We start from the raw sequence: 13,556 nt of genomic DNA, 5'->3' as shown, positions 1-13,556 counted from the left end.
TTGACCCGATCTATTGATAGCATCCTTCCCGGCCCGTCTGGCCGGGAAGGGGAGAGCCGCATGTTACCACTCCCTTCTTTTTCTTCTCGTCTGGCTGGCATTGCGCTGGTGCTGCCTGCGCTGCTGGTGGTGGCGCTGTGCTTTATCGCACCGCTTGGGCTGTCCGTTGGCGGCGCCTTTGTCAGCGAGCAGGGCATCGGCGGTGCCAATTTTGTTACCGCACTGACGCTCTATACCCCGGATATTCTGTTTACCCTGCTGATTGTTGGCGTGTCTACGTTACTGATCGGTCTGTTTTCCGTGTTGATCGGCGGCTACCTGACGCTGGGTGAAAATCCGCGTTGGGTCGCACTGCTGCGCTGGGTTTATCGCTGGCCGCTGTTTATTCCGTTTATCGTCACCGGACAGATTTTACGTACCTTTCTGGCTAAGAACGGCTGGCTAAACGGCGCCCTGGATATGGTGGGCATCGTCGATATCGCCAGCGCCAGTAACTGGCTCGATTGGCGCGGTATCGTGTTTGCTTTTGTCTGGAAACAGACGCCGTTTGTGGCGCTGTTGGTCTCCGGCGCGATGGCATCGCTGGACCGTGCGACGATGGAGTCGGCGCGCAATCTCGGCGCGGGGCGGCTGCGTATTTTGTTCGAAATTGTGGTGCCGCAGGTGTGGCACACGTTGCTGACCGGATTGATTCTCTCTTTCGTGACCATGATGTCGGTGCTGTCGGTGCCGCTGATGATCAATGCGCAATCCCCGACGCTGCTGAGCGCTAATATTGCCTTTCGTATCAATGCCTATGGAGACTACGGCGTAGCGAATGCGCTGGGTGCCATCTCACTGCTAATGACGGCGGTATTTGCGGTTATCTATCTGCGTATCAGCATGAGGGAGAAAGCATGAGACGCGTATTCGGATGGATTGCCCCGGCGCTTATTCTGGGCGTGCTGATTTTTCTTATCTTTGGTCCGTTGGCTAACCTGCTGCTGTGGGCGGTGGCGGAAAAATGGTTTTATCCGCACCTGCTGCCCAATGAATGGGGTTTTGCCTTCTGGCGGCGCGTGTTCTCGGCGCGCAGCGTTGCCTGGGAAGCGCTGGGCAACAGTGTACTGGTGGCGATATTCACGGTGCTGGCCTCGCTGGCGCTGGCTATTCCCGCCGGGTATGCGCTGGCGCGGCTGGCGTTGCCTGCGCGCGGCGTTATTCTGCTGGTTTTTCTGATTCCACAAGCGTTTCCCAATCTGACGGTGTATGTGAATATCGCCCGCCTGTTTTATCAGTGGGGGCTGAACGGCACGCTGTTTGGCGTGGTGCTGGTACATACGGTGCACGGGCTGGTGTTTGCGGTGTGGATTGCCTCAGCGGCGTTTGCTGCCATCAGCCGCGAGATGGAACAGGCCGCGCGCTCCATTGGGGCCGGACCGTGGCGCACGTTTATCGATATTTCCCTGCCGCAAGCACTTCCGGGGCTGATGGCGGCGGCCATTTTTGTCTTTCTGGAATCGCTGGATGAATTCACCGGCAGCTACTTTGTCGGCGCGCCGGATGTGCAGATGATGCCGCTGATGCTTTACAGCGCCGGGGCGGGCGGAAATTACCAGATTGCGTCGATAACCGCGCTGGTATTGCTGGTGCCTTCCATCGTTTTCATGCTGGTGGTGGAACGTTTCCTAAAAGCGGACGTGTTGGCGAGGATCGGTAAATGAGTATCAACAAACAGCGCTATGTCAGCGCGCAGGATGTGGCGCGCCGGGCAGGCGTATCGCGCTCGGCGGTGTCGCGCAGCTTCACACCGGGCGCAAGCGTCTCGGCAGAGACCTACGCTAAAGTGATGACGGCGGCGCAGGAACTGGGCTATCAGGTCAACGATTTGGCGCGTGGTCTGCTGGCGAACGGCAGCCGTTTGGTGGGTTTGGTGGTCACACAGCCGGAAGTGGGGTTCCGCGCCAATCTTGTGGCGGCACTTTCTCAGGCGCTCATTCAGCGTGGTTCGATTCCGGTGCTGATCAACACCGGACACACGCGCGGTGCGATGGCGGCGGCACGTTCGATTCTGTTCGGCCATCGTGCTGAAGCGACTATCGTTTTATCTGGCTCACCGCCGCAGGAATTTGTTGAACTGGCGCAGTTGAACGGCCAGCCGTTGATCGTCATTGGGCGCAATGAAGACGCCTGCGACAGCGTGCATATCGACAATGACACGGCGGCACGCACGGCGGCGCGCTTGTTCGCCGCTGATGGTAAAAAACAGGTGGCGCTGATTGGCTGTGCCTCGGCGACACCGAACATTGTTGAACGTGAACAGGCGTTTTGCGATGAAGCGCGCACGCTGGGATTGGACGTCAGTACGGTACGTGGCGCTGAATCAGACTACGCGGGGGGGCTTGGTGCCTGTCAGTCTCTGTTCGCGCAGTCGCCGGTGGATTGGCCGGATGCCGTGTTCTGCATCAATGATTTGATGGCGTTTGGCGTTATTGATTGCGCGCGTCAGCGAGGATTATCAGTGCCAGACGATCTGGCGGTTATTGGTTTCGATGATATTCCTGCCGCAGGTTGGGATGCCTATTCGCTGACCACCTTCCGTCAGGATCCGGTGGTGATGGCGGCGCAGGCGCTACGGCTGCTGGAACGTCGACAAGCACAGCCGCAGGCACCGACCAGCAAAGCCGAAGTCAGCGCGCCGCTGGTGCGTCGTCAATCGGCCTGACTCGCTTGAACATGCCACTCTTGATGATGCACAAAGGGAAACCATGAAAATCATTCAGCTCTCCGACCTTCATTTAACGACGCCTGGCCGTGTGTTGCACGGGCGCGATCCGCTACAACACTTTCAGGCCGCCGTCGCGGATATTAATACGCACCAGCGTGACGCTGCGCTGGTGGTTATTTCCGGCGATCTTTCTGATGATGGCAGCGCGGCATCTTATGCTGCCCTCGCTGACACGCTGGCTGAGTTGCAGGTTCCCTGGCGCGTGACGCTGGGTAACCATGATGATCGAGCGGCTTTTTTGCGTGCGTTTCCCGCGTTGGCAGATGAATACGGTTTTATCCAAAATGTCACGAACCTCGGCGATCACTGCGTGATTATGCTGGATTCATTGCAAAGTGGTGATGTTGCGGGAAACCTGTGCAGTACGCGCTTACAGTGGCTGGAAGACCAACTGCGCCGAGCTCAGGACAAAGCCGTATTGTTGTTTTTACATCATCCGCCGATGCCCATCGGCTTGCCGTCGCTGGATGAGGTGCGGTTAGCGCCGGACGCTGCGGATGCGTTGCATCAATGCTGTTTGCGTTATGGCAATGTGCGGCATATAGCCGCAGGCCATGTGCATCGCCCTGCCAGCGGTAACTGGCGCGGTATCACCTTTAGTACAGTGCGCGGTACTAACCATCAGTCGGCACTGCGTTTTGTACCCGGTTTTGAGGTCAGTCAGGAAACGCCGCAATACGCTGTTTTCTGGGTAACGGCGCAAGGGCATACGGTGCATTTCAATGACGTTCCCGCCCTTTGACGCGAGGCTGGACAACATGATGAAAAAAATTCATTTACCTTGAGCAATCATCAACAGCTTTTAAACGAAATTCGTTGACTCTTGGTTGAGATTCCGTCATTTTCTATATAGACGTCTAAACGTATAGACGTTCGATAAATCATGACGGTAACGTGACGACAAGGGTGGCAAGGGTATGAGTTTTTTTCACGCAAACCAGCGGGAAGCGCTGAATCAAAGCCTGGCGGAGCTCCAGGGGCAAATCAATGTTTCTTTTGAATTTTTCCCGCCGAAAACCAGTGAAATGGAAGAAACGCTGTGGAACTCAATTGATCGCCTGAGCAACCTGAAACCCAAGTTTGTTTCTGTTACCTACGGCGCAAACTCTGGCGAACGCGACCGCACTCACAGCATTATCAAGACGATCAAAGAGCGTACCGGGCTGGAAGCTGCGCCGCACCTGACGTGTATTGATGCCTCCCGCGAGCAACTGCGTGAAATCGCACAGGATTACTGGCAGAGCGGTATTCGCCACATTGTGGCGCTGCGTGGGGATTTGCCGCAGGAAGGGGGCAAACCGGACATGTATGCCGCCGATTTAGTGAGCCTGCTTAAAAGCGTCGGTGATTTTGATATCTCGGTCGCGGCTTATCCGGAAGTTCACCCGGAAGCCAAAAGCGCGCAGGCCGATCTGATCAACCTGAAGAAAAAGATTGATGCAGGTGCTAATCGCGCCATCACGCAGTTCTTTTTCGATGTAGAAAGCTATTTACGTTTTCGCGATCGCTGTGTATCAACCGGCATTGATGTGGAGATTGTGCCGGGTATTCTGCCGGTCTCCAACTTCAAACAGCTGCAACGCTTCGCCACCATGACGAACGTGCGTGTGCCGAACTGGATGACGGCAATGTTCGATGGGCTGGATAACGATGCGGACACCCGTAAGATGGTGGGCGCGGCCATCGCCATGGACATGGTGAAAATTCTGAGTCGTGAGGGGGTAAAGGATTTCCACTTCTACACGCTCAACCGTGCAGAGTTGAGTTATGCGATCTGCCACACACTGGGTGTAAGACCTGCTGCTAACTGATCGTAAACCTCTATGACAGTGCGTGATCGTCACGCATTGTCATAACGTGCGTTTTTCTTTTCCTCTTTCCCTCGTCGCTTTGCTGGTTGTCGGGCGATCCTTGCTCTCCGGTTCTGACTCTGATTCACAGAGTGACATCTCAGAATCTGATTCCGTGTCGTAGTCTTTGGCCCGCTCATCGAGAATATAGCCATAGGTTTTTACCTCCAGCTTATCCAGCCGGGGAATTTTACTAAAGTTATGCTTTTCAGGATTATTGATAATAATCTCTAAACATCTTCGCGTATTTTTTAATATGGATTCGAGTTCTTGTTTTCTCTTAGTACGCAATGGCGGGGGATTATCGGGCATTGATTTAACTCGCCATAACCTCAAAATTAAGTCATTGATATCACTGTTTCTGACATGCTTGTCCGCCGGTAAGCGTGAGTGATGACATCTCCCTTGCTGGTATATTTTCATTAATATTCTTTCTCAGTTTACAGTCTTTCTTGGACCTTAACGCGATTGACGCTGATGGAGTACTAAATTTCGCTACTACATCGCACGATGTGACAGGTAAACGCTCGGCTTGATTCCACTTTTTATTCAAGCTTCATTGATATGTTGCAGGGTAAAATAATTATGTCATTATTGATGCGCTATGTTATTACCACGACCTCGGTAAAGTGTGTCGGCTTTGTGTGTTTTTAATATTTGGCATCTTGTGATTATCCAGCAGTGAAGGTTTTATAAAATTTCAATAGTGAAACAAACTTCATTTTCTTAACGCCGTCGCTGGTTATATTTTTTTAACCGATAAGATACCGTTGTTGTCGGGAACCAAACGTTTTCTTTGTTGATAGGGCTTACCATTGATTGGTATCCTACCTATCGTTTTTGGCTATCGTGTTAAGGATAATGATAAATGAACATTCGGGATCTAGAGTATCTGGTGGCGTTAGCTGAACACCGTCATTTCAGGCGTGCAGCGGACTCCTGTCATGTCAGCCAACCGACGCTCAGCGGTCAAATTCGTAAACTGGAAGATGAACTGGGCGTGATGTTATTGGAGCGCACCAGCAGAAAAGTGTTGTTTACTCAGGCTGGCTTGCTACTGGTCGAACAGGCAAGAACCGTGCTGCGCGAAGTCAAAGTACTTAAAGAGATGGCGAGCCAGCAGGGAGAGACCATGTCTGGCCCGCTGCATATTGGGCTGATCCCCACCGTTGGGCCTTACCTGTTGCCGCATATCATTCCCATGCTGCACCGCACGTTCCCCAAGCTGGAAATGTACCTGCATGAAGCGCAGACCCATCAACTGCTGACACATCTGGATAGCGGCAAGCTGGACTGCGCCATTCTCGCGATGGTCAAGGAATCGGAAGCGTTTATCGAAGTACCATTGTTTGATGAACCCATGAAACTGGCAATTTATCAGGATCACCCGTGGGCAAACCGTGAGCGCGTTGCCATGTCGGATCTGGCCGGTGAAAAACTGCTGATGCTGGAAGATGGGCACTGCCTGCGCGATCAGGCGCTGGGGTTCTGCTTCCAGGCAGGGGCCGATGAAGATACGCATTTTCGCGCCACCAGCCTGGAAACGCTGCGCAACATGGTTGCCGCCGGCAGTGGTATCACCTTGCTGCCTTCACTGGCGGTGCCTCATGAGCGCCAGCGCGATGGCGTCTGTTATTTGCCGTGCTACAAGCCGGAGCCGAAGCGAACTGTCGCGCTGGTGTACCGCCCTGGATCGCCACTGCGCGGTCGCTATGAACAGTTGGCGGACGCCGTGCGGGAACACATGCAGCACTATTTGGACAGTGCATTAAAACAGGCGGTTTAACCCGTTGAGTGCCGCCACCCGGTAAGCTTCGGCCATCGTTGGGTAATTAAAGGTTGTATTAACGAAATATTCGATAGTATTACCTTCGCCTTTTTGCTCCATGATGGCCTGGCCGATGTGAATAATCTCCGCCGCGCGCTCGCCGAAGCAGTGAATGCCGAGGATTTGCCTGGTTTCTCGGTGGAAAAGTATCTTCAGGCTCCCCACGTTCATACCGACGATTTGCGCCCGCGCCAGATGTTTGAACTGCGCTCGCCCAACCTCATAGGGCACTTTCATCGCAGTAAGCTCCTGTTCGGTTTTCCCCACTGAACTGATTTCCGGAATGGTGTAGATCCCGGTCGGGATATCCTCGATAAGGTGGGCACTGGCATCGCCTTTGACGATGGCCTGCGCCGCCAACCGTCCCTGATCGTAGGCTGCCGAAGCCAGGCTGGGATAGCCGATGACGTCACCCACCGCGTAGATGTGTGCCAGCGCGGTTTGGTACATACTGTTGACCTTCAACTGGCCGCGTCCGTCGGGCACCAAACCGATTTTTTCCAGCCCTAACGTCTCGGTATTGCCGGTGCGGCCATTGGCGTACAGCAAGCAGTCGGCCTTCATCTTTTTACCGGATTTAAGGTGAACAATGACGCCGTCAGCGGTGCCTTCGATCGATTCGAACTCTTCGTTATGGCGAATGACAACGCCGTTGTTCCAGAAATGGTAGGAAAGGGCGTCTGACATTTCCTGATCGAGAAACGCCAGCAGGCGATCGCGGGTGTTGATCAGATCCACTTTTACGCTCAGGCCGCGAAAGATCGAGGCATATTCACAGCCAATCACGCCTGCGCCATAAATAATCACGTGTTGGGGCTCGTGATCCAGCTCCAGAATGGAATCGCTGTCGTAAATACGGGGATGCGCAAAGTCTACATTTGCCGGGTGGTAGGGGCGTGAGCCTGTGGCAATGATTATGTGGGCGGCGGTAAGCGTATCTTGCATATTATCGGGATACTGTACGGAAACCGTGTGTTCATCGATGAAATGCGCTTCACCCGAAAATATTTCGCAATGGTTACGTTCGTAAAAACCCTGCCGCATGCGGGTTTGCTGGCCGATAACGCTGTCTGCGTGGCGCAGGATATCGGAGAACGAGGAGCGAATAGGGCGTGCATTATCGCTGTACAGCGGGTTCTGGTTGAATTCGATAATACGGCTGACGGCATGGCGCAACGCTTTGGAGGGAATGGTTCCCCAGTGCGTACACCCGCCGCCGACGTTGTTATATCGCTCGATGACGGCCACTCTGGCACCCTGCTTTACCAGCCCCATCGCGGCCCCTTCGCCGCCTGGGCCGGAACCAATGATGATGGCGTCATAATCAAACGGTTGCTGAGTCTGTGCTTGCTGTGTCATGGTAGGGTAATCCTGTTTTTATACAAGCCGATAACGCTATTGTAACACTGCCGCGTTCATAACCCAATTTATCCCTGTTGCTGGTATGACAATCCTCTGTCTCATTTTCAATATGGCAAACTTTGTCTCAGTATGTCGTAAGTAAAGTTTGCTATAGTGCTTTCCTGGAAAGGAAAGCGAATGGTGTCAGCTGAATATGGGTGTCGGAACACAAAATATGGGTGTCAGAGCACAACAAAAAGAACGCACTCGCCGTTCCTTAATCGAAGCTGCTTTCAGTCAACTCAGTGCCGAACGGAGTTTCGCCAGCCTGAGCTTGCGCGAAGTCGCGCGTGAGGCGGGCATCGCTCCTACCTCTTTTTATCGCCACTTCCGCGATGTCGATGAATTGGGTTTGACGATGGTCGATGAAAGCGGCCTGATGTTGCGTCAACTGATGCGACAGGCACGCCAGCGCATTGCCAAAAGCGGTAGCGTTATTCGCACGTCGGTCGCCACCTTTATGGAGTTCATTGGCAATAACCCCAATGCGTTTCGCCTGTTGCTGCGTGAACGTTCGGGCACCTCCGCCGCGTTTCGTGCTGCTGTCGCCCGTGAAATCCAGCATTTTATTGCGGAGCTGGCGGATTACCTTGAAGTGGAAAATCATATCCCGCGTGAATTTGCGGAGGCCCAGTCTGAGGCTATGGTTACGATTGTGTTTAGCGCTGGCGCAGAGGCGTTGGACGTAGGGCTTGAACAGCGGCGGCAATTGGAAGAGCGCCTGGTGCTGCAATTACGCCTGATCGCCAAAGGGGCTTACTACTGGTACAGAAAGGAACATGAGAAGGAAGTGAATACTTCTGACGTGTAGCAGCGAGCCTGAGGTGACATTTCCCTCTGTTAGGCGGTACGCGGTAGGCGTCTCATCGTGTTCCTGAGTGTTTAAAACGCTTGAGTGTTTAAAACTACGGGAGACATCATGACAAAATACCCTCATCAAGAAAAAGGCACCCTGGTTTTGGCATTGATCGCCGGTTTGTCGGTCAATGGTTCCTTTGCCGCCTTGTTCAGTTCAATCGTGCCCTTTTCCGTCTTTCCGCTGATTGCCCTGGTGCTCTCGGTTTACTGCCTGCACCAGCGTTACCTCAATATTGAGATGCCTGAAGGCATACCGCTGCTGGCCGCCGCCTGCTTTTTGTTGGGGTTGCTGCTGTATAGCGCATTGGTTCGCGTTGAATATCCGCAGATTGGCTCCAACTTCCTGCCTTCGTTACTGTGCGTTGTGTTGGTGTTCTGGATTGGTTTGCGGCTTAAAAAGCGCCGCCCGGTAGACGACGCGCCTGCATCCTGATGACTACGGACAAAGTCACTTTACTCCTCGTCATCCTCGACTCTCCTCTCCGTCATCCTCGGCGAAAGCCGGGGATCTCTGCCAGAATAAACGCGTCTCTACTGTAAGAGATTCCCGCCTTCGCGGGAATGACGGAGGTGGGCGGTTACGCCTTCTTCTCTAACAGCACGCCGCATTCCATGTGATGGGTGTAGGGAAACTGATCGAACAAGGCCAGACGAGTGATACGGTGGGTCGTCGTGAGTTGGGCCAGGTTGTTGCACAAGGTTTCCGGGTTGCAGGAAATGTAGAGAATACGCGAGTAACCCTGCACCATGCACAGCGTTTGGTCGTCCAGGCCACTGCGTGGCGGATCGACAAAAATGGTGTTGCATTGATACTCGGACAAATCGATACCCTGCAAACGGGTAAATTCACGCTTACCCTGTAGCGCTTGAGTGAATTCTTCCGCCGCCATACGAATAATCTGCACGTTATCAATCTGGTTCGCGGCGATATTGAATTGTGCTGCGGCGACAGACGGTTTGGCGATCTCGGTAGCCAATACACGGTTGAAATTACGCGCCAGTGCCAATGAGAAGTTGCCGTTGCCGCAATAAAGCTCAAGCAGATCGCCTGTTGATCCCGCGGTAGCCTTCAGCGCCCACTCCAGCATTTGGATATTGATGGCGGCATTGGGCTGGGTGAAGCTGTTTTCAACCTGGCGGTAGGTCATCTCACGCCCGGCGACTGGCAGGCGTTCATCAACATAATCTCTGTCGAGACATATTTTAGTTTTTGTTGCCCGGCCAATCAGTTGCAGAGCGAATCCCTGAGCGCGCAGTGTATCGCGCAGCGCGCGTGCCTGTTGTTGCCACGCGTCATCTAACGCTTTGTGGTAGATAAACGTCACCACGATTTCACCGCTCATCGTCGACAGATAGTCAATCTGAAACAGCTTGTGGCGCAGTATCACATCGTTGCGTAGTGCATCGACCAGAATGGGCATGAGCTGATTAATCAACGCGCTGGCCACAGGGAATTGATCGACTCTGATCCGCTGTTTGGTCTGCTGATCGAACATGATGTGGTAGAGATCGTCCCCTTCGTGCCAAATGCGAAACTCGGCCCGCATACGGTAATGACTCACCGGGGAACGGAACACCTCTGGCTCTGGCGCAGCAAAGGGCACCATCATCTGCCGTAGACGTTCCGTCTTTTCCGCAAGCTGGTCGTCATACTGTTCGATGGGCAGGTTCTCTGGCGTCATGGTGTTCTCGGCTACAAAACGATGAAAAGATGAAAAGAAGTTACTGGCCGGGATTGTAGGGCATCTCGAAGGGATGTCCAGCGTTGTTGCTGCGAGAGTAATTTCACATCGTGGAAGTCTAGACATCCGTAAGCGGCCATCGTAGCATAGCGTGCCGGTATTGCACTGTGTGCTAATGCAGTGTGAGTTAAAAGGGAATCCAGTGAAAATCTGGAGCTGACGCGCAGCGGTAAGGGGAAGAGTAACGACAGCATTGAATGCAGACACTGCCTGCGGGTGGGAAGTCGTCGTTTCTGATTGCAACAGCAATGTCACCCGAGCCCGAAGACCTGCCGGTTTACGTCGCAATGTTCACGATCGTCGCGAGCTATCGATTGTGGTAATGCGGCATCCGCAATGTGATTTGGATGCTAACTACATGTCTTATAAAAAATTATCGCTGCTAGCGGCGCTCTCTGCTACGGCTTTTTCCGGCTGGGCTCAGCAAACTGACAACAACACCATGGTGGTTACCGCTAACCGTTTTCAACAGCCTGTGAATACGGTGCTGGCACCGACAACAGTGGTTACTCGCGAAGATATTGACCGCTGGCAGGCGAAGAGCCTGACCGACGTGATGCGCCGTTTGCCGGGAGTGGATATTGGGCAGAATGGCGGGTTGGGGCAAAAAAGCTCTCTGTTTATTCGCGGAACCAATTCTAGTCACGTACTGATTTTGGTTGATGGTATTCGTTTAAATCAGGCAGGTATCAGTGGCTCATCAGACCTTAGCCAAATCCCCATATCTTTAGTACAACGCATTGAATATATTCGCGGTGCACGTTCTGCGGTCTACGGCTCAGATGCTGTCGGTGGTGTAGTCAACATCATCACAACCAGAGAGAAGAATGGCACTACATTAACGGCTGGCGTGGGGTCGAAAGGTTATCAATCCTACGATGCGGCAACGCAACAGGCCTTGGGTGACAGTACAACAGCGACGTTGGCGGGGAATTACCTCTACACCAAAGGTTTTGATGTTGTTGCCTATGGTACCGCTTCGCCTGCGCAACCCGACCGTGACGGATTTTTGAGTAAATCGCTGTACGGTATGGTTGAGCACAAATTTGATGATCGGTTTAGCGGTTTTTTACGTGCCTATGGCTATGATAACCGCAGCGATTACGACAACTTCAATGCAGTCGATACTCGCCAGCTTTATAGCCAAACATGGGATACAGGACTGCGTTACCAGAGTGGGATTTACTCCACGCAGTTGATTGGAAGCTATAGCCATAGTAAGGATTATGACTATGATCCGAGCAAAGGCCTACATGCTAGCGGTGGGACGTTAGTAGATTCCCAGCAATACAATGCGCAGTGGGGCAACACGCTGCAACTGGGTGCAGGTACAGTGAGCGCTGGTGTTGATTGGAAAGATCAGATCATCAAACCGGATTCAACCAACGTGAAGCGGGAGGAAAGCCAGAACAATACTGGCATTTATCTGACAGGCCAGCAACGTTTTGATTCCATTGTGCTTGAAGGGTCTGTGCGTGGTGACGATCATTCAGAATTTGGTTGGCACAACACGTGGCAAACCGGCGCGTCCTGGGAGTTTATTGAAGGCTATCGCGTGATTGCTTCCTATGCTACTGCATTTAAAGCGCCAAATATGGTGCAGCTATATGGTCGAAATAACAGCAACCGCAACCTACAGCCAGAAGAAAGCAAACAGTGGGAAACTGGGGTTGAAGGACTCAGTGGCCCCGTAACGTGGCGTATTTCAGGCTACCGTAACGATATCGACAACCTGATGGATGCAACGAGTAGTACGGGCTACGTTTTTGAAAATGTCGGCAAAGCAAAAATCAAAGGAATTGAAGCAACAGCAGCGTTTGATACAGGTCTGTTGGGCCATCGAATTAGCTATGACTACGTTGATTCCCGTAATGCCATTACCGATGAGCCGCTGACTCGCCGTTCAAAACAACAAGTTAAATATCAGTTGGACTGGCAGGTGTATGACTTGGATTGGAGCGTGACCTATCACTATCTGGGTAGCCGTTATGATAAAGACTATGGTGTCTATACTCCCACTTTCGATAATCCAACAGTCAAACTTGGTGGCGTAAGTCTCTGGGACCTCGCTGTATCATATCCTGTCACCTCTCATCTTACAGTTCGTGGTAGAATCGCCAACCTGTTTGATAAAGAGTACGAGACAGCATATGGCTATCAAACGGCAGGAAGAGAGTACTATCTCAACGGAAGCTACACCTTCTAACCTGCCCGCCCGCCCCACGGTTTTGGTGTTTGACTCCGGCGTGGGGGGGTTATCTGTGTATAACGAGATTCGGCAGTTGCTGCCGGATCTTCATTATATCTACGCCTTCGATAATGAAGCGTTCCCCTACGGTGAGAAACCGCAAGACTTTATTGTTGAGCGTGTGGTTCAAATCGTTTCTGCGGTACAACAGCGCCATCAACTGGCCGCCGTCGTTATTGCCTGCAACACCGCAAGCACCATTTCACTGCCTGCATTGCGCGGGCGTTTTACCTTCCCGGTAGTCGGCGTTGTGCCTGCCGTGAAGCCTGCCGCAAAATTGACACGTAATGGCATCGTCGGCGTTCTGGCAACGCGTGCCACGGTGCAGCGCTCCTACACGCACGAGCTGATTGCTCGTTTTGCCACGGACTGCCAGATATTGCTGCTCGGGTCGGCGGAGTTAGTGGAGCTGGCGGAGGCTAAGTTGCAAGGAGATAACGTATCGTTATTGGCATTGCAGCAAATTCTCCACCCTTGGCTGAAATTGCCTGAGCCTCCGGATACTGTGGTGCTTGGCTGTACGCACTTTCCCTTATTAGCGGAAGAGTTACAGTTGGTGTTGCCCAACGGCACGCGACTGGTGGATTCCGGGGCGGCAATCGCCAGAAGAACGGCATGGCATCTCGCTAACCTGGAACAGCCACCGGCCCTGAGCACGGAAAAAAATCTGGCTTATTGCATGACGATTACGCCTAAAGTGGCGACCCTGTGGCCCGTTTTGCAGCGCTTCGGCTTTGAATCGTTGGAAAAACTACCGCTTTAGTGGCTTTTTGGCTGAATAGTAGGCACTCAGAAATAAAATTGAAATTAGCCCTTGTCAGGGCACGAGAAGTGTCTATACTGCGCCTCCACTGACACGGCA

General features: G+C 52.9%; 13 protein-coding genes and 1 riboswitch. Of the genes, 10 read left to right on the top strand and 3 right to left on the bottom strand.

Features of this window, described 5'->3' with window-relative positions; all coding sequences use genetic code 11:
* The first annotated feature begins 60 nt into the window (after positions 1-60).
* From J5069_RS17650 to metF, 5 genes are all read left to right on the top strand, one after another.
* A complete protein-coding gene (locus J5069_RS17650; protein WP_264645106.1) occupies positions 61-900 on the top strand; it encodes an ABC transporter permease in 840 nt (279 codons plus the stop codon).
* On the top strand, positions 897-1,703 hold the full coding sequence (locus J5069_RS17645; RefSeq protein ID WP_264645105.1) for an ABC transporter permease: 807 nt from the start codon (positions 897-899) through the stop codon (positions 1,701-1,703). Before J5069_RS17650 ends, J5069_RS17645 begins: the two co-directional genes overlap by 4 nt.
* Complete coding sequence (locus tag J5069_RS17640; RefSeq protein WP_264645104.1) at positions 1,700-2,704, top strand: LacI family DNA-binding transcriptional regulator; 1,005 nt, start codon at positions 1,700-1,702, stop codon at positions 2,702-2,704. The genes J5069_RS17645 and J5069_RS17640 overlap by 4 nt, the downstream gene beginning before the upstream one ends.
* A 43-nt stretch (positions 2,705-2,747) precedes the next feature.
* Positions 2,748-3,509, top strand: a complete 762-nt coding sequence (locus tag J5069_RS17635; protein WP_264645103.1) for a phosphodiesterase — start codon at positions 2,748-2,750, stop codon at positions 3,507-3,509.
* Between the two features lie 175 nt (positions 3,510-3,684).
* Positions 3,685-4,578 carry a methylenetetrahydrofolate reductase gene (gene metF / locus J5069_RS17630; protein ID WP_264645102.1) on the top strand — a complete coding sequence of 298 codons (894 nt, stop codon included), beginning with the start codon at positions 3,685-3,687 and terminating at the stop codon, positions 4,576-4,578.
* Between the two features lie 39 nt (positions 4,579-4,617).
* On the opposite strand, the gene J5069_RS17625 is transcribed toward metF, so the two are convergent.
* Positions 4,618-5,040 (bottom strand): hypothetical protein, encoded by a 423-nt coding sequence (locus J5069_RS17625; RefSeq protein ID WP_264645101.1) that lies wholly within the window; start codon positions 5,038-5,040, stop codon positions 4,618-4,620.
* Between the two features lie 445 nt (positions 5,041-5,485).
* Here J5069_RS17625 and oxyR point away from each other — a divergent pair, with 445 nt between their 5' ends.
* Entirely contained in the window at positions 5,486-6,403 is a 918-nt protein-coding gene (gene oxyR, locus J5069_RS17620) for a DNA-binding transcriptional regulator OxyR (RefSeq protein ID WP_264645100.1), read from the top strand.
* Here oxyR and sthA read toward each other — a convergent pair.
* Complete coding sequence (gene sthA / locus J5069_RS17615) at positions 6,386-7,804, bottom strand: Si-specific NAD(P)(+) transhydrogenase (protein WP_264645099.1); 1,419 nt, start codon at positions 7,802-7,804, stop codon at positions 6,386-6,388. The genes oxyR and sthA overlap by 18 nt on opposite strands.
* A 217-nt stretch (positions 7,805-8,021) precedes the next feature.
* Between sthA and fabR the strand changes: the two genes are divergently transcribed.
* Together fabR and J5069_RS17605 are read left to right on the top strand one after the other, a co-directional pair.
* Positions 8,022-8,657 (top strand): HTH-type transcriptional repressor FabR, encoded by a 636-nt coding sequence (gene fabR / locus J5069_RS17610; protein ID WP_196907442.1) that lies wholly within the window; start codon positions 8,022-8,024, stop codon positions 8,655-8,657.
* Positions 8,658-8,765: 108 nt separating this feature from the next.
* Positions 8,766-9,137 (top strand): YijD family membrane protein, encoded by a 372-nt coding sequence (locus J5069_RS17605; protein WP_264645098.1) that lies wholly within the window; start codon positions 8,766-8,768, stop codon positions 9,135-9,137.
* 145 nt (positions 9,138-9,282) lie between these two features.
* Here the strand turns inward: J5069_RS17605 and trmA are convergent, their stop codons facing one another.
* Positions 9,283-10,386, bottom strand: coding sequence for a tRNA (uridine(54)-C5)-methyltransferase TrmA (gene trmA / locus J5069_RS17600; protein ID WP_264628514.1), 1,104 nt, complete (start codon positions 10,384-10,386; stop codon positions 9,283-9,285).
* A 138-nt stretch (positions 10,387-10,524) separates the two neighbouring features.
* Positions 10,525-10,738, top strand: a riboswitch (cobalamin riboswitch).
* A 66-nt stretch (positions 10,739-10,804) separates the two neighbouring features.
* On the opposite strand from trmA, the gene btuB reads away from it, so the two are divergent.
* Entirely contained in the window at positions 10,805-12,652 is a 1,848-nt protein-coding gene (btuB, locus tag J5069_RS17595; RefSeq protein ID WP_264645097.1) for a TonB-dependent vitamin B12 receptor BtuB, read from the top strand.
* Positions 12,597-13,457, top strand: coding sequence for a glutamate racemase (murI, locus tag J5069_RS17590; RefSeq protein ID WP_264645096.1), 861 nt, complete (start codon positions 12,597-12,599; stop codon positions 13,455-13,457). The genes btuB and murI overlap by 56 nt, the downstream gene beginning before the upstream one ends.
* Positions 13,458-13,556 lie beyond the last annotated feature (99 nt).

Source organism: Candidatus Symbiopectobacterium sp. NZEC127 (assembly GCF_025962675.1).
GTDB lineage: Bacteria > Pseudomonadota > Gammaproteobacteria > Enterobacterales > Enterobacteriaceae > Symbiopectobacterium.
The sequence above is the reverse complement of the archived record's forward strand: the minus strand, read 5'-3'. Positions and strand labels throughout refer to the sequence as shown.